This is a genomic window from Knoellia subterranea KCTC 19937, assembly GCF_000768685.1.
Classification (GTDB): domain Bacteria; phylum Actinomycetota; class Actinomycetes; order Actinomycetales; family Dermatophilaceae; genus Knoellia; species Knoellia subterranea.
The window spans coordinates 97,430-118,152 of sequence record NZ_AVPK01000006.1 but is presented as its reverse complement, the minus strand read 5'-3'; the positions used below and the strand labels follow the sequence as shown (position 1 = coordinate 118,152).

Below are 20,723 nucleotides of genomic sequence, written 5' to 3'. Positions count from 1 at the left end.
ATGCCCCTCGTCGCAGACGCCCCCACGAACCTCGCCGGCCTCACGGAGGCCTACGCACACACCGTGCGGGCACTCCTCGACCTCGGCGGTTCCCTGCGCCCGGGTGATGCCGAGCGCGACACCGACTGCCCCGGCTGGACCGTCCACGACCAGTTCGCCCACGTCGTCAGTCTCGAGGCGTGGGTCCAGGGTGAGCCGCTTCCGGACCTCGACGTCAGCCATCACGAACACGTGCGCAATCCGTTCGCGGCCGTCGTCGAGAAGTACCTCGAGTCCCGTCGAGGACGTTCCGTGGAGGAACTGCTCGAGGAGCTGACCGACCTCTCCACGGCACGCATCGCACACCTCGAGGACCCGACGACCTCGCCGGACGACCCCGCACCCGGCCCGTTCGGCCCGACGAACCTCGTCGGATCGATGCAGAGCCGCGTCTTCGACCTGTGGGTCCACGAGCAGGACATCCGCGGCGCCCTCGGCCGTCCCGGCAATCTCGACAGCGCCGGCGCCGCCCACACCGTCCGCACCCTCTTCGCCGCCTTCCCCCGGATCGTTGCGCGCACTGCCGCTGTTCCGGCCGGGCAGGGCGTCATCCTCGACCTCACCGGACCGATCGTCGGCCGCACCGGGGTGCGGGTCGAGGAACGCGAAGGCAAGGCACACGGCATACCCCTCTTCTCCGGCGGCACCGACGACCACGGCGACGTCGAGACCACGACGATCACGCTGTCGACGGAAGCCGCGACGCGGCGTGCGGCCGGGCGGGTCGCGACGGAGGACACGCACTACGCGGTCGTCGGCGACGAGGCCATCGCCCGCCGGGTGCTCGACGCACTGGTGATTGCCCCCTGATCGGGGCGGACGACAGGATTTCTCGTATGCCGCATCGCATGGACCCGGAGGACCCTCGCCTCGCGTTCGGGGACGACCTCATCCGCGCGATGAAGCTGCTGGGGACGGTCCGGCAGCGGGCGCCTCGGGCGCATCCGGAGGTCGACCCGATCGGCTACCCGCTGATGTTCAACCTGCGCGACGAACCGCGCCGGGTCTCCGACATCGCCGCCGCCGTCCACCTCGACGTGTCGACGGTCAGCCGCCACGTCAGCCAGCTCGTCGCCAAGGGGTTCGTCGAGCGGCTCCCCGACCCGACCGATGGACGGGCGCACGTCCTTGCGCTCACCGAGGCCGGGCGCGAACTGCTCGTCGCCATCCGGGCGCGGCGCAACACCTGGCTCGGCGAGGTGACCGCCGACTGGGCCGATGCGGATCTCGCGACGTTCCAGCGCCTGCTGCACCGCTTCGCCGACGACCTCGAGGCCCATCCGCTCCTCACACCGCGCGACCCGGCCTGAACGCAGCGGCCTCCGGTGCCCGGCCAGGCGGCTCGGGAGCCGGGTGCTACGTCCCGAGCCTCATTGAGAAGGCTCGGGAGGACTGACCCGGCTCGGGAGCCGCTCCGGTGCGCGGGCCGCGCGCCCGACCTGCCGGCCCGACGCCGCCGCGATGAGCGCGGCGAGGAATGCGGCCCCCACCGGGAGGGCGTACGTCGCGTGCGCGCCCCACGAGTCGACGAGTATGCCGGACAGTGCCGTTGCGCTCGCGAGCCCGACGAGGAGGCCGGTGATCACCACGGCCATGCCCTCGGTGATGAGGGCCCTGGGGACGAGCTGCTGGACCAGTGTGAGGGCCGTGATGAGGGTGGGCGCGGTCGCTGACCCGGCGATGAACATCATGGCCGCGATCCCCCACAGGTCATGGATGAAGAGGACCGGCAGTTCGAGGACGCACATCGCGAGTGCGCACCACACGAAGCGGCGGGCCAGCGATCCGGTGAACTTCCTCGTGCCGAAGTAGAGCGCCGAGAGCCCGGACCCGAGCGCGAACGCCCCGAGAATGATCGAACTCATCTGGGTCCGCCCGGCCTCGTCGGCGACCGCGACCGACACGACCTCGTTGCCGCCGAAGACGGCACCGACCATGAACCCGGCCGCCGCCACGGCCGCGACGCCCGGGCGGGTGATGGCCAGTCCCGCGGGCCGGTCGTCGTGTGGGACGACCGGCGGTTCGGAGCGGGCCTGCAGGAGGAAGGCCACGGCCCCGGCGGTGAACGTGATGTAGGCGAGCAGCAGCCCTGCCTCGGGGAAGAGCATCGTCGCCGCCGTCACCGCGATCACGGGCCCGAGGACGAACGTGCCCTCCTCGACGACCTGCTCGAGCGACATCGCCGCATGCAGGGCGTCGGGCTCGTCGCGCAGGAGCCAGGCCCATCGTGCCCGGGACATCGGCCCCATCTCGGGAAGGAAGGCCGACACGGCATACCCGACGAAAAGGGTCCACGCGGGTGCGCCGACAAAGGACAGCACCACGGTCACGAGCCCCGCACCGAAGGTGCCGAGAATGAACGGGAGCGAGGCGCGGCGCTGGCCGTACTTGTCGACGAGGCGGCCGATGAGCGGGCCTGCGACGGCGAGGACGACGATGCCCCCGGCGCTCACCGCTCCCGCCAACCCGTAGGAGTCGCGGCGGGTCGCGATCATGATGATGATCGCGACGCCGAACATCGCTCCGCCCACTCGGGAGAGCGCGCCCGCCGCGAGGAAGCGCCATGCGCCCGGGATGTCGAACAGTGGGCGATACGTCGAGAGCACGACGCAACTCTGTCACGGCCGGCTGGTTGCTCTCGATCGCGTTTCGGCGCGCGCCTTTCAGGTCGAGATAGACCGACACGCGGTGCCGCTCGAGGCGGCACCGCGTGTCGGTCTATCTCGACTTGTCGGGAGGGAACGAACGCCCGGGATCAGCCCCAGACGAGGGCGCGCGCCGGGTCCTCGAGAACCGCGGCGACGTCGGCCAGGTAGCGCGACCCGAGCTCACCGTCGACCAACCGGTGGTCGAAGCTGAGGGCCAGGGTCGTCACCGAGCGCGGAACGATCGTCTCGGCGCCGGACGCGTCGGTGACGACCCACGGACGACGGGTGATCGTGCCGAACGCGAGGATCGCCGACTCGCCGGGGTTGAGGATCGGCGTGCCCGCATCGATGCCGAAGACACCGATGTTCGTGATGGTGATCGTTCCGCCGGACATCTCGGCCGGCTGGGTGCGACCCTCGCGGGCCGTCGCGGTCAGCGCACCGATCGCTTCGGCGAGACCGCGCAGGTCGAGCCGGTCGGCGTCCTTGATGTTCGGGACGACGAGCCCGCGCGGGGTGGCCGCGGCGATACCGAGGTTGACGTAGTTCTTGAGGACGATCTCCTGCGCCGCCTCGTCCCACGCCGCGTTGATCTCGGGGTTGCGGCGCGCCGCGATCACCATCGCCTTGGCGAGGATGAGGAGCGGAGTGACCTTGACGTCCTTGAACTCGCGGTCCTTCTTGAGCTTCGCGACGAGGTCCATCGTGGCGGTCACGTCGACGGTGACCCACTCGGTGACGTGCGGCGCCGTGAAGGCACTGCCGACCATCGCCTGCGCCGTCATCTTGCGGACGCCCTTGATGGGGACGCGCACCTCGCGCTCGCCTCCACCCAAACCGTTGGCGTATGCCGTCGAGCCCGCGCCGCTCCCGGCCGCCGGGGCCGCGGTGGCCGCGTTCGAGGACCCGGCCACACCGGCCGGTGAGGAGGCAGCGGCGGGCGAGCCTGCGGCATACCCCTCGACGTCGGAACGGGTGACGATGCCACCGGGACCGGACCCGGCAACGGAACCGAGGTCGATGCCGAGGTCCTTGGCGAGCTTGCGCACCGGGGGCTTGGCGAGCGCCTTGCCGCCACCCGTCGTCGCGGGGACAGGAGTCGCGACCGGCTCGGGCTCCGGCGCTGCGACGGGCGCAGGTGCAGGAGCCGCGGCAGGCGAGGCCGCCGCCTTGCGCGGACGCCGCGAACTGCCGCCCGCCTTGGGGCCATAGCCGACGAGCGTCTTGACCGGCTCCTCCTCGACCTCAGCGGGAGCCGAGTCCGACGTCGAAGCCGACGTCACCGTGGCAGCGGATTCCGCTGCAGGAGAAGCGGATTCGCCACCCTGGCCGTCGTCGATGCCGATGATCGGAGTGCCGACCGCGACCTCGTCGCCGACGTTGACGAGCAGTGCCGTCACGGTGCCGGCCCACGGGATGGGCAGCTCGACGAGCGACTTGGCGGTCTCGATCTCGACGACGATGTCGTTGACCTTGACGGTGTCGCCGACGGCGACCTTCCACTCGACGATCTCGGCCTCGAGCAGACCCTCACCGGGGTCGGGGAGGTTGAAGTGCTTCACAGCCATGCTGTCGTTCTCCTCAGTCCGTGTTCGTCGCGGTGATCAGTGGGCGAACGCGCGGTCGACACCGTCGAGCACGCGGTCGAGGTCGGGGAGGTAGTGCTCCTCCAACTTCGACGCCGGGTAGGGCGTGTTCCAGCCCGCGACCCGGATGACCGGAGCCTCGAGCGAATAGAAGCAGCGCTCCGTGACCATGGCCGCGATCTCGGAGCCGACCGACACGAACGACGGAGCCTCCTGGGCGACGACGAGCCGGCCGGTCTTCTCGACCGAGCGGGTGATGGCGTCGATGTCGATGGGGCTGACCGAACGGAGGTCGATGACCTCGAGCGAGCGTCCCTCCTCGGCGGCCACCGCAGCGGCGTCGAGGCAGACCTTGACCATCGGACCCCAGCAGGCGAGCGTCAGGTCGGTGCCCTCGCGGACGACGTGCGCCGAGAAGAGATCGCGCGGCGCGGCGGGTGCGTCGAAGTCGACCTCACCCTTCTCGTGGTAGCGCCGCTTGGGCTCGTAGAAGATCACCGGGTCGTCGCACTCGATGGCCTGCTGGATCATCCAGTAGGCGTCCTCCGGGTTGGAGCAGAAGACGACCTTGAGGCCGAGTGTGTGCGCGAAGTACGCCTCGTTGGACTCCGAGTGGTGCTCGACCGCGCCGATGCCGCCACCCATGGGGATGCGGACGACGACGGGCACCTTGATGGCGCCGCGCGAGCGCGAGTGGAGCTTGGACAGCTGCGACACGATCTGGTCGAACGCCGGGTAGACGAAGCCGTCGAACTGGATCTCGACGACGGGCCGGTAGCCGCGCAGCGCGAGCCCGATGCCCGTGCCCATGATCCCGGACTCGGCGAGCGGGGTGTCGATGACCCGGTCGTCGCCGAAGTCCTTCTGGAGGTGCTCGGTGATGCGGAAGACGCCGCCGAGCTGGCCGATGTCCTCGCCCTGGAGGATCACCTTGGGGTTGTCCTCCATGGCCTTGCGCAGGCCGGCGTTGAGCGCCTTGGCAATCGTGGTCTTCTGGGTTGCCATCGTCACTCACGCACCTTCCGTGGTCGTCTCGAACGAATCGAGGTATGCCGTGAACGTCGCCTTGTCGTCCTCCACCTGGCGGTGCGGCTCGACGTAGACCTGGTCGAAGATGTCGTTGACGTCCGGGTCGGGCATGGACACGGTCGAGGACCGGACCTTCTCGCCGAGCTCGTCGGACTCGCGCTCGACCGACTCGAAGAAGTCGGCGTCGGCGATGCCCTCACTCATGAGCCAGCGCTTGTAGCGGGCGATCGGGTCGCGCAGCTTCCACACCTCGACCTCCGCGGAGACGCGGTACTTCGTCGGGTCGTCCGAGGTCGTGTGGGCGGCCATGCGGTAGGTGAACGCCTCGATGAGGGAGGGGCCCTCACCGGAACGGGCGCGGTCGAGCATCGCGGTCGTCACGGCATACACACCGAGGATGTCGTTGCCGTCGACGCGGATGCCCGGGAAGCCGAAGCCGTCGGCGCGCTTGTAGATGGGGGCGCGGGTCTGGCGCGCGTTGGGCTCGGAGATGGCCCACTGGTTGTTCTGGCAGAAGAAGACGACCGGGCTGTTGTAGACGCCGGCGAAGACGAACGACTCGTTGTTGTCGCCCTGCGCCGTCGCGCCGTCACCCATGCAGGCGATGACGGCGGCGTCGCGGTCGGGGTCACCCGTGCCGACGGCTCCGTCGCGCTGGATGCCCATGGCGTAGCCGGTGCCGAGGAGGCTCTGGTTGCCGATGACGATCGTGTAGGGGTGGAAGCCGTGGTCGGCGGGGTCCCAGGCGCCCTTGTCGACGCCGCGGTACATCGCGATGAGGCGCATCGGGTCGACACCGCGCGCCCACGCGATGCCGTGCTCGCGGTAGCCGGGGAAGGCGTGGTCCTGCGTGCGCATCGCGCGACCGGCGCCGATCTGGGCGGCCTCCTGGCCGAGGAGCGAGGCCCACAGGCCGAGCTCGCCCTGACGCTGGAGGGCCGTGGCCTCCTGGTCGACGCGGCGGATGAGGACGAGGTCGCGGTAGAGGCCGCGCAGGTCGTCGTGGCTGAGCGCGTCGACGATCTCGTCGTACTCCGGGTGCGCGACCCGTTCACCCTCCGGGGTGAGGAGTTGGACCATGTCGGGGCCACCATCGGCGGCCGCTCGCGGGGGCACTGCTGCGGGATCCACCGACACGTGGTGGTCCATTCCGCCCAGCGGCGGGGTTGCAGCGACATCGGTGTCGCTCACGGGCACTCCTGTTCCCTGGGGCGCCACTCGTGACGACGCCCGGCTCGGGCCGCCGGCTCCTCACGCTGGTGCGCGCGCGGCCCGGACGGCGGTGTCTGGGGACCTCCTCCGGGGTGTGAAGGGGGTCACCAAGCCTGCTGGGGCAAACGTACCGCGAGGGTGCCGAGACCTCCCAAACGTGCGGGTCATGGAACCCTTCTCGGGGCCGTCGCGTCCTAGGTTCATGACCATGCGATTCGCTGTGGGCCGCCGAGTGTCCGGGTATGCCGCGTGCGCCCTTGCCGCCGCCACCCTCCTGTCCGGGTGTGGTTCCGGTGGCGGCCAGACACCCCAGGAGACCTCGACCTGGTCCACGTCCACTGCACCTCCGGAGACGCCGTCGACGACACCGACCTCGCCGGCCGGCGGGACGACGCCGTCGATGCCGTCCAGTGGTCGGGCTCGACCCGTCGTGATGTCCGGGCGGGTGACAGAGGTCCGCGAGGGGTGCATCGTGTTCAAGAACGACCGGGATGCGACCCGTTGGGTCCTCATCGGTGAGACGGACGGCCTCCGGGCCAAAACGGCATACGTCATTCAGGGAGTTGCGATGGACGCCATGGACCCGAACTGCTCCGAGGGCCTGCCCTTCCAGGTGAAGGACGCCGAGGCGCGGACGGAGGACAGGCCCGTGCCGCTGCCCTCAGGAACCGCCGCGGACCTGATGACTCTGACCGGAGTGCTGGCGGACGGGGTCGAGTCGGGGTGCCGCCTGCTCCGGACCGACGGCGAGACGTTCGTGCTGAGCGGAAACGTCACCCAGGAGAACGGCACCCGGGTCACGGTGACCGGGCGGATCGCGGAGAACGTCATGTCGTTCTGCATGCAGGGCCGCCACTTCGCGATCGAGTCGATCCGGCCGGCGAACTGACCTCGGCGGGGTAGCGTCCGGCCATGCGTCGTCGCTGGCCCCGTGTCCTCGCCGGGCTCCTTGTCGTCCTCGTCCTCCTCGCCGTGGGCGGATATTGGTACGAACGGCCGCTGCTGCGCACGGGCACGGGCTATGCGGCACACAACGCGTGCGCCCTGACCTTCATCGCGAAGCGGTCGAACCCCGAGACCGACCTGCCGCCGAACCCGCTCGTCCCGTATCTCTCGACGACCGTCGACGAGTCGGACAGCACGGCGAGGACGTCGATCAAGGGGTTGCTCGCAAAGCAGACTGCGACGTACGACCCGGCCACCGGCTGCACCGTCGGCGACCGCGACATCGCCACCGACACGACGCAGGTCCCCGCGATGGGGACGAATCCGCTGGCGACGCAGTCGGTGACGACCGACGCCGAGGTCGATCGGCTCATCGCTGCGGCCTTCGGTGACGAGCTCAACCCGGCGGAGCGCGAGCGCCTCGGCACCCGGGCCGTCGTCGTCGTTCAGGACGGTCAGATCGTCGGTGAGCGCTACGCCGACGGGTTCACCCAGGACACGCCGCAGCTCGGGTGGTCGATGACGAAGTCCGTGACGAACCTGCTGACGGGGCGTCTGGTGCAGGCCGGTGCCGTGTCGCTGACCGACGACCACCTGCGTCCGGAGTGGACGGACGGGCGAAGCGCGATCACTGTCGACCAGCTGCTCCGGATGACGAGCGGCCTGGAGTGGGACGAAACCTATTCGCTGGGCACACCCATCACGCAGATGCTCTACGGCGAGAGGGACATGGCCGGCTACGTCGCCTCGCAGAAGTCGGCGCACGCACCGGGCAGTTATCAGCAGTACTCCAGCGGCAGCACGACCCTGCTCTGCGCGGTCCTCGGCTCCAGGGTCAAGGCGTCGACGAACCTCGTGCCGGCCCAGGTTCTCGCGCCGCTCGGCCTGTCGTCGGCGGTCCTCGAGACCGACGGCGTGGGCAATCCGGTGTGCAGCTCGTATCTCTGGGCGACGCCGCGGGAGTGGGCCGCGCTCGGGCAGTTCGCCCTGCAGGACGGCGTCTGGGGTGGACAGCGGCTCCTGCCCGAGGGCTGGATGAAGGACTCGACGACGACCAAGGCTGTCGCGCAGACGGAGGAGAAGGGCTACGCATCGGGCTGGTGGAGCAACACGGACGCGGACGGCAGTCTCGTCGAGCCCACGCTCACTCCCGACACGTATTCGATGCAGGGGCACGACGGGCAGCGGGTCTATGTCGTGCCGAGCAAGAGGCTCGTCGTGGTGCGGCTCGGGTTCAGCCCGGACATGGCGGGCGAGGACCCCGCGATTTCGCCACTCGTCGCTGCCCTGTCCGACTGAGGGAGGCCTGCCGGGCGGTCCCACCGGAGGGAAGGTGAAGGGCCCGGAGGAAACGGAAACCTCCGGACCCTTCACCTTCCGACATGGGGAGCAAAAGTTGGGGCGGTCGGGGTGCGGCCGACGTGGCGCAGGGCTGCCACGGTCCGACGGACGACGGCGCGCTCGGCCCGGTCCGGCCGTGACATCGCGACGATCCAGCGCCGGGCGTTGACGCCGCGCAGTGGTCGCAGGACGACGCCCTCGCGGGGTCGCGTGGTGTGCCGCGGCAGCAGCGCCAAGCCCGCCCCACCCTCGACGAGGGCCTCGGCGACCCGGTTGTCCCGGATGTGTTGCACGATGCGCACCGGTCGCCCAGTCACTCGCTCGATGCTCTGGTGGACCGTCTCGAACGGATAGCCCGGCGGCACCCCGACCCAGGGTTCGTCGACGACGTCGCGCGGGCCGAGCTCCTCGCGACCGGCCAACGGGTGGTCGGCGCGGAGGGCGACGTCGAGGGCCTCACGGGCCAGCACCGTCCGCACGAGCGACTCCGAACCGGCAGGCACAGCGCTGAGCAGGCTGTGCCCGATGACGATGTCGTGATCGGCCGCGAGCATCGCATAGTCCGCCTCGGACACGTCGGTGTCGGTGAGCTCGACCTCGATGCCCTCGGTGGCCAGTCGGGCCAGCGTTGGTGGCACGAGGAACTCGGTGGCACTCGTCAGGCCGGCGATGCGCACGCGTCCGGATGGGCGACCGCGGAACTCGTCGAGCCGGGCCTCGACCCTGGCCAGTGCCGTCTCCACCTCGAGCGCCCCCGCGGCCAGAAGCCGACCGGCGTCCGTGAGCCGGATGCCCCGACCGGCTGGCTCGACCAGGGCGATGCCCAATTCGCGCTCGGCAGTGCGCAGTTGCTGCGACACCGCAGATCCCGTGCGGTGCGTCGCCGCGGCCACTGCGGCCACCGACCCGCGCTCCGACAACTCACGCAACAGGCTGAGGTGGCGTACATCCATGTAGGCAGCCTAATGATTGAGTCCACAAACATTCACTAGACCGAAGCAGTGTCGCTGGTTCACGCTGGACACGTGCCCGTCCGTCACCGCCTCCTCGCCATCACTGTCGCCGTCCTCTGGGGCCTGAACTTCATCGCGATCCACGCGTCGCTGGAGCAGTTCCCGCCGTTCTTCACGGTGTTCGTGCGATGGCTTCCGCTCGCCATTGTGGCCGTGCTCTTCGTGCCCCGCCCGGACGTTCCCTGGCGCTGGATCGTGCTCTACGGGCTCGGCTTCGGAATCCTCCAGTTCACCTTCCTCTATTGGGGCATGGCGACGGGTATGCCGGCCGGTCTCGCCTCGCTCGTCCTCCAGAGTTCCGCGCCCTTCACCGTCGTCCTCGGCGCCCTCCTCGGTGAGCACCTGTCGGCTCGGCGCGGACTCGGCGTCCTCGTCGCGATGCTCGGTCTCGGCATCGTCGGGTCGCAGCGCGGTGACGTGTCGGCGGTGTGGCCGTTCGTGCTCACCGTGCTCGGCGGCCTCGGGTGGGCCTTCGGCAACCTCGCCGTGCGCCGGGCACGCGCCACGCAGCCCGTCGCGCTGACGATGTGGATGAGCGTCATTCCGCCCCTGCCGATGCTCGCCCTCAGCCTGGTGGTCGAGGGGCCGACCCGGATTGGCGACTCGCTCACCTCGATCGCGACCCCCGTCGGCGGCAAGGCCATCGCCGGCCTCGTCTACACGAGCCTCATCGCGACCGTCATCGGCACGGGCATCTGGTCCTGGCTCATGGCCCGCCATCCCGCCGGCATGGTCGCGCCGTTCTCGATGCTCGTTCCCGTCACCGGTCTCACCGCCGCCTGGGTCCTGCTCGGCGAGCGACCCACGGGCGTGGAATGGCTCGGGTGCGCGGTCGTCGTGGTGGGCGTACTCGTGACGGCGAGCGGACGGCATACTCCTGAACGGCCGCAGGCCATCGTGAGTCGACCACATCTGCCCGAGACGACCATGTCCAACTGATCGTCTCGAGCAGACCTGGTCGTCTCGAGCCCTCAGCCCTCCAGGAACGCGGCCGTGACCTCGAGCAGACGGTCGTTGGCCTCGCGCTCGGCGATGGTCGCGCGCACCCCGTCCGTGCCATACGGACGCACGGTCAGACCGGCCGCCTGGCACGCCGCGGCGAACTCCGGCGTCCGCTCACCCACGCCGAACCACACGAAGTTGGCGTCGGTGTCGGGGATGTCCCAACCCTGCTTCTCGAGCCCGGCGACGACGCGAGCCCGCTCCGACACGAGCTCCTTGACGCGCACGTCGAGCTCGTCGAACGCCTCGAGGGACGCGATCGCCGCGGCCTGGGCGAGCGAGTTCACGCCGAAGGGGATCGCCGCCTTGCGCAGCGCCTCGGCCACCGGCTCGTGCGCGACGGCATACCCGACCCGCAGCCCCGCCAGCCCATAGGCCTTGGAGAAGGTCCGCAGCACTGCCACGTTCGGACGAGCCCGGTGGATCGCCAGCGCGTCCGGCGCCTCCTCGGACGTCACGAACTCGAGGTACGCCTCGTCGAGCACGACGAGCACGTCCTCCGGGACGCGGTCGAGGAAGGCCTCGAGCTCCTCGGTGCGCACCGACGGCCCGGTCGGGTTGTTGGGCGTGCAGACGAGGATGACCTTGGTGCGGTCGGTGATCGCCTCGGCCATGGCGTCGAGGTCGTGCCGCGCCTCCGCCGTGAGCGGCACCTGCACCGCGTTGGCTCCCGCGAGCGCCACGAGGATCGGGTAGGCCTCGAAGCTGCGCCACGCGAAGATCACCTCGTCGCCCGGGTCGCAGAACGCCGTGATGATCTGGCCGAGGACGCCGACACTGCCCGGGCCGGTGGCGATCCGCGCGGCGGGGACATCGAGCCGTTCCGCGAGCTTCACCGTCAGCGCAGCCACTCCCATGTCCGGGTAGCGGTTGATCTGACCGGCCTGCTCACGCACGACGTCGAGGACCGACGGGAGCGGCGGATAGGGGTTCTCGTTGGAGGAGATCTTGTATGCCGTGATGCCGGGTTGCGCTGCCGCCGGCTTCCCCGCCACGTAGGCGGGAACCGCATCGAGGGCGTCTCGGAGGCGGACGGGCGTGGTGGGTGTCGAGGGAGCGCCATCGGTCATGACCGCCACTGTAGGGCCGCGCCGCGGACGGGTCGCAACCGAGACGGACACCACATGGGGCACGCTGGCGTGCCACCCCGGGCCGAGTTCATGGGACCATGGCTCGGTGCAGAACTTCCTGATCCGAGTCCTCATCAACGCCGTGGCCCTCTGGGCGGCGGCCGGTCTCATCTCCGGCATCAGCTTCGGAGACGACGACGCCTGGACGAGCAAGGTCGTCACGATCGTGCTCGTGGCACTGGTCTTCGGACTGGTCAACGCGGTGATCCGACCGATCGCCAAGGTGCTGTCGTTCCCCGCGATCGTGCTGACGTTGGGGCTGTTCACGTTCATCGTGAACGCCTTCATGCTGCAGATCACGGAGTGGATCGCCAAGCCCCTCGGCCTGGCTTTCACCATCGATGAGTTCTTCTGGGACGCCGTCTTGGGCGCGGTCATCATCACGATCGTGTCGTGGCTGCTCAGCGTCGTCCTCCCCGACGGCGACGACTGAGTTCCTGCACCAGCCATCCCTGAACCACCTGCTCCCTGCCACTCCTCACTGAACAGCGTCATTTCCCATGGGTCGTCACCAGTCCGAAGCCAGCGCTCCCAACCAGCGCGGCATCATCGCCGCACTCGTTGCCGGCGCCCTCATCATCGCCGGGGGCGCCTACGCGCTCGGCAAGGGCATGGGCGGTGACGGCGGCACCAACGCCGGGTCCGGCGCTGCCTGCACCGCCGCGCCGCTGCGCATCGAAGTCGCGCCCGAGGTGGCCGACATCGTCAAGGGCCAGCTCGCCGCGGCCACCAAGGCGAACCCGTGCCACCGCTACGAAGTGACCGGTACCCGACCCTCGAGCGTCGCCAGCCGCATCCGGCAGGGCAAGGCCCCCGACGCGTGGATCCCCGACTCCACCGTGTGGCTCGACCAGACCACCGCCGGGAGCACCGGCTCTGCGGTCAAGGCCGACTGGACAGCCGGCGGCAACCTGGCCCACTCGCCGGTCGTCCTCGGCAACCCGGTCAAGAGCAACGACAAGCTCTCCGGCGATGTCGGCTCGTGGTCCGACATCATCAACAAGTCGGGCTCGATCCACCTCGCGAACCCGCACCTCGACACGGCCAGCCGACTCGCCTATCTCGCCTCGCGCACGGACGCGGCGACGACCAAGGACGTCGCCGCCGGCCAGCGCATCATCCTGCTGTCGCGCTTCGCGGCGACCGGCACGCCCGAACTGCTCGCCGCCGTGCAGGACCCGTCGAAGTCCAACACGACCCGAAGCGAACCGTTCCCGATCAGCGAACAGGCCCTCGCGGCATACGCGAAGACGGCTCCCGGCACTCTGGCGCCGGTCACGCCCAAGGCCGGAACGCTCACGATGGACTACCCGTGGGTGCCGGCGCCCGACCTCGCCCCGGCCCTCAAGGAGGTCGCCGATGCCGGGCTCCGCGCACTGACCTCGCCCGCCGCGGTCGCGGCCTTCACCAAGGCCGGTTTCCGCAGCACCGACGACACGAGCGGCCCGACGATCGACGGCGCCGCGGCCGCGACCTTCACCGCGCTCAAGCCGATGGCCGGCCCCGACCGACTCAACGCCATCCGCCAGTGGGACGTCCTCAAGGCCGACGCCCGCATGCTCGTGATCATGGACGTCTCCGGGTCGATGACGAACATCGCCAAGGACACCGGTGGCAAGACCCGCGCCAAGGTGGCCGAGGAGTCCCTCACGACGGCCGTCCAGCGCCTGCCCGACGGCAGCCAGGTCGGTGGCTGGATCTTCTCCACCGACAAGGGCGGCAAGGGCAAGGACTACGCACCGATCGCGGGAATCGCCCGCCTCGACGCCCCCGAGGGGCAGGGCACGCACCGTGACGCCATCCTCGCCGCGCTCAAGAAGTTCCCGAGCTACATCAGCGGCGACACCGGCCTCTACGACACGACGGCGGCCGCGTTCGCCGAGATGACGAAGACCTACGACCCGGAGTACTTCAACTCCGTCGTCATCATCACCGACGGCAAGAACGACGACCCGGGCGGCGGTCTCAACCTCGACCAACTGCTGGCGCAGCTCAAGGCTGGGCACGACCCGGCGCGCCCCGTGCGCATCGTCAGCATCGGCATGGGCGAGGCCGACATGAAGGCGCTCGAGGCCATCTCCAGCACCACCGGCGGTGAGACCTACACGGCGAACACGTCCGACGACCTCCTCACGGTGTTCGTCCAGGCGCTCCTCGCGCGCGAGCCCGCACAGGCCCCCTGACCGGGGGCGGCGACGCCGCGAAGAACGATCCGGTATGCCGTCCGCTCACCCGAGCGGGCGGCATACGTGTGTCTGGGGCCTGGGACCGGACCACTTCTTCCGCAATTGGGACAGGCATGCCGGGCCACTTCTTGCGCGGTTGGGACCGAGGCGCGGGCCGTGCGTCGCGGCCGCGTGTCCCACGAGGGCAAGAAGTGAGGGCTACTTGGGGGTCTTGGTGGGGCGGTTGGAGGCGCCGGGTGGAGCGGTGGGCTTGCCCTTGCGGGTCGTGTCCGCCGTCGGTGACGGTGCGGTGGTCGATGATGGCGCGCTCGTCGTCGGGCGGGCCACGGCCGTCGACGATGCCGGTCGAGTCGTGGCCGGCGGCCTGCTCGTTCCCGTCCTGGAGGTCGTGCGGCGAGCGGGCTCGGCAGCGCTGGGCCCCGGGGTCGTGGACGTGGCCAGGACACCCGTGGGCGTGGGCGACAGCGGGGTGGGCCGTGTCAGGACGGCGGGGTTGCCGCTGGCGGGAGGGCCCTGAGGGTCGCCGCCCCAGACATGCGGGCCGACTGCCAGTCCTCCGAGGCCGCCGATGACGAGCGCGACGCCGGCCACTGCAGCGAGTCGCCAACTCCGCCACGGACCGACGGCAGCGGCATGGCGTGGAACGGGAGGCGTCGTCATGTCGGGGTTCACGCTAACCACTCGGCGGCGTCAACCCAACCCCGGAGGGGGGCGGCGCTCCGATCCGACGCGCCTCACGTTGATCTACTACACACTGTCGTACTACTATCCATCGTAGTAGAGAGGGCCGACCGTGGAGCGGCCCCTGCACCGACCAGGAGTTGCCCGTGGATCCCGTCGACCTCGCGCGGTGGCAGTTCGCGATCACCACCGTCTACCACTTCCTCTTCGTGCCCATCACGATCGGACTCTCGCTCATCGTGGCCGCCATGCACACGGCCTGGGTCCGCACGAAGCGCCCGGAGTGGCTCCGGCTCGCCAAGTTTTTCGGCAAGCTCTTCACGATCAACTTCGCGCTCGGACTCGTAACCGGCATCGTGCAGGAGTTCCAGTTCGGGATGAACTGGTCGGACTACTCCCGCTTTGTCGGCGACATCTTCGGTGCACCGCTGGCCCTCGAGGCCCTCCTCGCGTTCTTCGTCGAGTCGACCTTCCTCGGACTCTGGATCTTCGGCTGGGGACGCATCCCCGAGAGGCTGCACGCCGCGACGATGTGGGTCGTCCACATCGGCACGCTGCTCTCGGCCTACTTCATCCTCGCCGCGAACTCCTTCATGCAGAACCCCGTCGGCTTCCGCTACAACCCCGAGAGCGGCCGGGCGGAGATGAGCGACTTCGGCGCGATCCTTCTCAACAAGGTCCAGCTGGTGGCCTTCCCGCACGTGATCACGTCGGCCTACATGGTCGGCGGCGCCGTCGTCATGGGCGTCGGCGTGTGGTTGTGGCGGCGATCGGCTGCGCCGGGCGCACCCGATGCCGAGGACGTCCCGCTCTATCGCAGGGCCACCCGCATCGGAGCGGTCGTCACCCTCGTCGCCAGCCTCGGCGTCATCGCCAGCGGTGACATCCAGGGCAAGATCATGACCGAGGTCCAGCCGATGAAGATGGCAGCGGCCGAGGCGCTCTACGAGAACGAGACCGGGGCGGCGTTCTCCGTCTTCACGATCGGCTCCCTCGACGGTCAGCACGAGGTCTTCGCGATCAAGGTGCCCAAGGTGCTGGCGTTCATGGCGACGGGCGACCCCAACGGCCTCGTCGAGGGCATCAACCCGATCAAAGCCCGCAACGCCGAGATGGTTGCCGCGATCGAGCGCACCTACGGCAGTGATGTCGCGCGGATCAGTGCCGATGCGGACTACACCCCGAACATTCCGCTGGCGTACTGGACCTTCCGGCTGATGATGGGCGTCGGGTTCGCGTCGATGGCCCTGTCGGCCTTCCTGCTCTGGGTGACGCGCGGGCGCTCACGGCCGCCGGTGTCCCGCTGGTGGGTGTGGGCCGCGATCGCCGCCCCCCTGCTCCCCCTCGTCGGCAACAGTTTCGGCTGGATCTTCACCGAGACCGGCCGTCAGCCCTGGCTCGTGAACGGCCTCATGACGACGGCCTTCGGCGTCTCGCCTTCCGTGTCGGCGACCGAAGTCCTCATCTCGATGAGCGTCTTCACCCTCCTGTATGCCGTTCTCGCCGTTGTCGAGGTACGTCTCTTCCTCCGCTACGTCGCCCATGGTGCGGAGCCGTTCCACGAGCCGGAGCAGGTGGCCGAGACCGCCGATGCTCCGCTCCAGTTCTCCTACTGAGAGAGGCACGTTCGTCATGGACTACCCCTTTATCTGGTTCATCCTCATCGGCGTTCTGTGGACCGGCTACCTCGTGCTCGAGGGGTTCGACTTCGGCGTCGGCGCGCTGCTGCCCGTGCTCGGTGGCAACGGCGCGCGCGTCGGCGGCGCGGTCGACGAGGGCGAGAACCGCCGTCGCGTCATGCTCACCGCGATCGGCCCGCACTGGGACGGCAACGAGGTCTGGCTGCTGACCGCCGGCGGTGCGATGTTCGCGGCGTTCCCGCACTGGTACGCCACGATGTTCTCCGCCTTCTACCTGCCGCTCCTGCTCCTGCTCGTCGCCCTCATCGTTCGCAACATGGGTTTGGAGTACAGGCACAAGCGCGACGACGACACGTGGCGGCGGCGGTGGGACCTCGCCATCATCGGCGGATCGGTCGTCGCACCCTTCCTCGTCGGGGTGGCCCTCACCAACGTCGTGCGGGGCGTGCCCCTCGATGCCGACTTCGAATACGTCGGGTCGCTGTGGACCCTGCTCAACCTGCCGAGCCTGCTCGGTGGCGTGGTGTTCGTCGCCCTCTCGGTGACCCACGGCGCCCACTTCCTCGCCCTCAAGACCTCGGGGCGGCTGCGAGAGGCCGCCCGGCGGGTCGCCGAGCGCGCCGGGCTCGTGTCCGCCGTGTTGGCCGTCGTGCTCATGGCCTGGCTCGTGAACGCGCGCGGCAGTGTCGGCGTCGGCGTCCTGGCGGTCGTCGCCGCCGTCGCCCTCGTCGGGTCGCTCGTCGCCAACCGGGTGGGCCGAGAGGGCCTGGCGTTCGTGGGCACTGCCATCACGTGGGCGGCTGCAGCCGCCGCCTACTTCGTCGCCCTGCACCCCAACGTCATGCCCACGACACTGGCCAATGGCGCGTCACTCACCATCGAGAACGCCGCCAGCACCCCGATGACGCTGCAGATCATGAGCATCGCCGCGCTCGTGTTCGTGCCGATCGTCCTGCTCTACACGGCATGGTCCTATTGGGTGTTCCGGCGACGGCTGGCGACCGACCGCCTCGCCACACCCGTCCTCGTGAAGTGAGCGGACGGCATACGCGATGAAGCCGTTCGATCCACGATTGCTCCGGGAGGTTCCTGCCACCCGGGCGCCTATCGGCCTGCTCGCCGTCGCTGCCGCGGCGCAGGGTGCGGCGGCGATCGCGCTGGCATTCGCACTGGCGCGACTCGTGACCGACGTTGTCGCACAGGGGAATTGGGAGCGGAGTGCACTGTGGGCGCTGGGTGCGTTCGTCCTTCGCGGCGTGCTCGGAATGTTCGTCGACCGCATGGGTGCTCACACGGCGACGGCCGTCAGCTCGGCCCTGCGGCGGCGTGTGCTCTCGCGCTGGATCGAGGCGCCGGCGGAGGCGCGCCCCGATGCCGAGGAGGCGACGACGCTCGCCGTCCAGGGTGCGGAGGCAGTGGAGCCGTATGCCGCTCGCTTCCTTCCCGCGCTCGTCGCCGGAGTCGTCGTGCCGGTCCTTGCCGTGGGGGCCCTGGTCGTCGTCGACCCGCTGAGCGCGCTCATCGTCGTGGTCACGCTGCCGCTGCTGCCACTCTTCGCGGCTCTCATCGGACGCACGACCGAGGACGACACGATGGGTCGCTGGCGGGCGCTCGAACAGCTCGCCGGTCACTTCGGTGACGTCATGCGCGGGTTGCCGACGCTCGTGACCTACGGGCGGGCGCGGCGCCAGGTCGAGGTCGTGCGGGCGGTGTCGGACCGGCATCGAATGGCGACGATGCGGACGCTGCGGCTCGCGTTCCTGTCGTCGGCGGCCCTGGAGCTGCTCGCGACGATCTCCGTGGCCATCGTCGCGGTGACCGTGGGGCTGCGGCTGACCCACGGTTCCATCTCGCTGGAGGTGGGGCTGCTCGCGATTCTCCTTGCGCCAGAGGCGTATTGGCCGATCCGTCGCGTCGGTGCCGAGTTCCATGCGGCGGCCGACGGAGCCACCGCCATCGACCGACTGCTTGCCCCCACTTCTTGCCCTGCTGGGACATCGCGGAGGGCCTACGGCCCGAACGACGATGTCCCAGCGGGGCAAGAAGTGGAAGTGGTGGGCGTCGAGTACGCCTACCCCGGGACGGAGACGAAGGTCCTCGACGGGGTGAGCCTGGTTGCCACCGGTCCGGGCCTCACCGTCGTGACCGGCCCGTCAGGAGTGGGTAAGACGACGCTCCTCGACGTCATCGCCGGCCTGCGCACCCCCTCCAACCCGCCTCGGATTTCGCAGGTGCACTACGTGACGCAGCGACCGTTCCTGCCCGACGGCACGCTCGAATCCGCACTCCGCCTTGGGGCACCAACAGGTCGAACGACCTCGGACGTCTGGGACGCGTTGCGTCGAATCGGCCTGTGGGAGTTCGTCGCCGGCCTCCCCGACGGGCTGGGGACCCGCATCGGCGACGACGGCTTCGGGCTCTCTGCCGGACAGCGCACCCGCGTCGCCCTCGCCCGCGCCCTGCTCTCCGACGCTCCGGTGCTCCTCCTCGACGAACCCACGGCGCACCTGGACGGCGATGCCGCGCGCACCGTCGTCGACGTCCTCCGCGAGTTGGCCGCCAAGCGGCGCATCATCGCCGTGACCCATTCCCCCGACCTCGTCGCCGTGTCGGACGAACACGTGCACCTGGCCCCGACCTTCGCGGAGTTGTCGTCATGACGGCCACGACCACGGCGCGCTCGCCCGCCGACCTGCTGTCGGGCGTATGGGGTGGCCTCGCCCTCACGTCCGGGGTCGCCCTCACGGCCACGTCGGGCTGGCTCATCGTCCGCGCCTCCGAGCGCCCCGTGATCCTCACTCTCCTCACCGCGATCGTCGCAGTGCGGGCGTTCGGGATGGCGCGGCCCTTTTTCCGTCACCTCGAGCGATTGCGTTCGCACGACACGGCCCTCGCCGACCTGGCCACCGCCCGAACCTCCGTGTATGCCGCACTCATCCCCCTCACTCCCGCCCGCCTCGGCCGCCGGTCCCGCTCGGCCGTGCTCACCGGCGTGGTCGACGACCTCACCGACGTCGTGGAGGCGCACGTCAGGGTGCGGGTCCCGGTGTTGTCGGTGATCGTGGCGACGACCTTCACGGCACTCCTGACCGCCGCCCTCGTCCCAGCCGCCGGGGCTGTCGTCGTCGGCTGGGTGCTCTCCGTCATCGTGATCGCTGCTGTCGGCCTCCGGCTCGAACGCAGCTCGCAGCCATTGCTGGGTGCCGCGCGGGCCGAGGTGAGTCGGGTCGCGGAGCTGGTCGGACGGCATACCGGAGAATTGCGGGCGATCGGTGCCGAGGGCGACGTCGTGCGGGATCTCGACCGCGCGCAGCGCGACCTCGGTACGGCCCTGCGTCGTCAGAGTCGCGGGCGAGCCCTGGTGTCCGGAGGCGTCCTCGCCCTGACCGGACTGGCCACGTTGGCCATGGCCAGCATCGCGGTGGGCGCGGACATCTCCGCCGGAGTCGCTGCGCTGCTCGTCGTCGTTCCCGCCGCCCTCGCGGACGCACTCCTCCCCCTAGCCGACGCATCTCGGGCGCGGGCGCGGTCCGAGCAGAGCGGCTCTCGGGTCACCGCCCTCCTGGACCAGGACCCGGCCCTCCGGGCCACCGGTACCGGCACCCTTGCCACAGCCGCTCCGCACCTCCGGCTCGAAGGGGTCACCGCCGGATGGGTCGACGACCGGATCGACGTGGGACCGGTGGACCTCGACCTCCCCCCGGGGCGTCGCCTCGCGATCGTCGGCGCGAACGGTTCGGGCAAGTCGACCCTGCTCGCCGTGCTGGCGCGGGCCCTCGACCCGCGGTCCGGTCGCTACCTCGTGGACGGTCGGGACGTCCGCACGCTGGACCTCGACGCCGTGCGCGACCTCCTCGCCATTGTCGACGATGAACCCCACATCTTCGCGGCCGACCTGCGCGCCAATCTCGCTGTGGCACAGCCGGATGCGACTGATGTCGACCTGGTGCGGGCGCTGCGCGTCGCCGGCCTCGGCGACTGGTTCGACGCCCTACCTTCCGGGTTGGAGACGCGTCTGGGGTCCGGCGGACGCGGGGTCTCCGGCGGGGAGCGGGCCCGACTCTCGCTGGCCCGCGCCGTCGTGTCCGATCGCCCCGTCGTCCTCCTCGACGAACCCGTTGCCCATCTCGACCACCCCACCGCGGCGAAGGTCATGCGGGACGTTCGGGAAGCCACCGCTGGGCGTACCGTGGTCCTCGTCAGCCACCGTCCCGAAGGCCTCGATGATGTCGACGACGTCCTCGACCTGACTCCCATCCACAAGGACTGAA

Annotated in this window: 18 protein-coding genes; 12 read left to right on the top strand and 6 right to left on the bottom strand. The window is 70.0% G+C overall.

All coding sequences use genetic code 11. The features are described 5' to 3' along the window. The gene (locus N803_RS11465) at window positions 1–849 is read left to right on the top strand and encodes a maleylpyruvate isomerase family mycothiol-dependent enzyme (RefSeq protein ID WP_035905380.1); all 849 of its coding nucleotides are present in this window, start codon (window positions 1–3) and stop codon (window positions 847–849) included. A gap of 26 nt (window positions 850–875) precedes the next feature. Next, a complete protein-coding gene (locus N803_RS11460; protein ID WP_035905379.1) occupies window positions 876–1,349 on the top strand; it encodes a MarR family winged helix-turn-helix transcriptional regulator in 474 nt (157 codons plus the stop codon). 60 nt (window positions 1,350–1,409) lie between these two features. On the opposite strand, the gene N803_RS11455 is transcribed toward N803_RS11460, so the two are convergent. The 4 genes from N803_RS11455 to pdhA form a co-directional block, all read right to left on the bottom strand. Next, window positions 1,410–2,645 (bottom strand): MFS transporter, encoded by a 1,236-nt coding sequence (locus N803_RS11455; protein ID WP_035905378.1) that lies wholly within the window; start codon window positions 2,643–2,645, stop codon window positions 1,410–1,412. Window positions 2,646–2,794: 149 nt separating this feature from the next. Beyond that, window positions 2,795–4,255, bottom strand: coding sequence for a dihydrolipoamide acetyltransferase family protein (locus N803_RS11450; protein WP_035905376.1), 1,461 nt, complete (start codon window positions 4,253–4,255; stop codon window positions 2,795–2,797). A 36-nt stretch (window positions 4,256–4,291) separates the two neighbouring features. Continuing rightward, window positions 4,292–5,278 (bottom strand): alpha-ketoacid dehydrogenase subunit beta, encoded by a 987-nt coding sequence (locus tag N803_RS11445; RefSeq protein ID WP_035905623.1) that lies wholly within the window; start codon window positions 5,276–5,278, stop codon window positions 4,292–4,294. A gap of 6 nt (window positions 5,279–5,284) precedes the next feature. After that, window positions 5,285–6,493: a pyruvate dehydrogenase (acetyl-transferring) E1 component subunit alpha gene (pdhA, locus tag N803_RS11440; protein ID WP_425402410.1), complete on the bottom strand. Its 1,209-nt coding sequence runs from the start codon at window positions 6,491–6,493 to the stop codon at window positions 5,285–5,287. Between the two features lie 229 nt (window positions 6,494–6,722). Between pdhA and N803_RS11435 the strand changes: the two genes are divergently transcribed. Further along, window positions 6,723–7,403 carry a hypothetical protein gene (locus N803_RS11435; RefSeq protein WP_156969757.1) on the top strand — a complete coding sequence of 227 codons (681 nt, stop codon included), beginning with the start codon at window positions 6,723–6,725 and terminating at the stop codon, window positions 7,401–7,403. A gap of 23 nt (window positions 7,404–7,426) precedes the next feature. Further along, the gene (locus N803_RS11430; RefSeq protein ID WP_035905373.1) at window positions 7,427–8,758 is read left to right on the top strand and encodes a serine hydrolase domain-containing protein; all 1,332 of its coding nucleotides are present in this window, start codon (window positions 7,427–7,429) and stop codon (window positions 8,756–8,758) included. Window positions 8,759–8,829: 71 nt separating this feature from the next. Here N803_RS11430 and N803_RS11425 read toward each other — a convergent pair whose 3' ends face one another. Next, window positions 8,830–9,753, bottom strand: coding sequence for a LysR family transcriptional regulator (locus N803_RS11425; protein WP_035905371.1), 924 nt, complete (start codon window positions 9,751–9,753; stop codon window positions 8,830–8,832). A gap of 72 nt (window positions 9,754–9,825) precedes the next feature. Between N803_RS11425 and N803_RS11420 the strand changes: the two genes are divergently transcribed. Next, on the top strand, window positions 9,826–10,752 hold the full coding sequence (locus N803_RS11420; protein ID WP_084764450.1) for an EamA family transporter: 927 nt from the start codon (window positions 9,826–9,828) through the stop codon (window positions 10,750–10,752). Between the two features lie 32 nt (window positions 10,753–10,784). Here the strand turns inward: N803_RS11420 and hisC are convergent, their stop codons facing one another. Then, window positions 10,785–11,885: a histidinol-phosphate transaminase gene (gene hisC, locus N803_RS11415; protein WP_035905616.1), complete on the bottom strand. Its 1,101-nt coding sequence runs from the start codon at window positions 11,883–11,885 to the stop codon at window positions 10,785–10,787. A gap of 106 nt (window positions 11,886–11,991) precedes the next feature. Between hisC and N803_RS11410 the strand changes: the two genes are divergently transcribed. From N803_RS11410 to cydC, 7 genes are all read left to right on the top strand, one after another. Further along, entirely contained in the window at window positions 11,992–12,378 is a 387-nt protein-coding gene (locus N803_RS11410; RefSeq protein ID WP_035905369.1) for a phage holin family protein, read from the top strand. 67 nt (window positions 12,379–12,445) lie between these two features. After that, window positions 12,446–14,128: a substrate-binding domain-containing protein gene (locus tag N803_RS17575; protein WP_052112200.1), complete on the top strand. Its 1,683-nt coding sequence runs from the start codon at window positions 12,446–12,448 to the stop codon at window positions 14,126–14,128. A 247-nt stretch (window positions 14,129–14,375) separates the two neighbouring features. Further along, window positions 14,376–14,648 carry a hypothetical protein gene (locus N803_RS11400; RefSeq protein ID WP_035905366.1) on the top strand — a complete coding sequence of 91 codons (273 nt, stop codon included), beginning with the start codon at window positions 14,376–14,378 and terminating at the stop codon, window positions 14,646–14,648. A gap of 310 nt (window positions 14,649–14,958) precedes the next feature. After that, window positions 14,959–16,428, top strand: coding sequence for a cytochrome ubiquinol oxidase subunit I (locus N803_RS11395; RefSeq protein WP_035905364.1), 1,470 nt, complete (start codon window positions 14,959–14,961; stop codon window positions 16,426–16,428). 16 nt (window positions 16,429–16,444) lie between these two features. Further along, window positions 16,445–17,488 (top strand): cytochrome d ubiquinol oxidase subunit II, encoded by a 1,044-nt coding sequence (gene cydB / locus N803_RS11390; protein WP_035905362.1) that lies wholly within the window; start codon window positions 16,445–16,447, stop codon window positions 17,486–17,488. 16 nt (window positions 17,489–17,504) lie between these two features. Continuing rightward, a complete protein-coding gene (cydD, locus tag N803_RS11385) occupies window positions 17,505–19,112 on the top strand; it encodes a thiol reductant ABC exporter subunit CydD (RefSeq protein WP_035905360.1) in 1,608 nt (535 codons plus the stop codon). Then, complete coding sequence (gene cydC / locus N803_RS11380) at window positions 19,109–20,722, top strand: thiol reductant ABC exporter subunit CydC (RefSeq protein ID WP_035905358.1); 1,614 nt, start codon at window positions 19,109–19,111, stop codon at window positions 20,720–20,722. Before cydD ends, cydC begins: the two co-directional genes overlap by 4 nt. The last annotated feature ends 1 nt before the right edge of the window (window position 20,723 follow it).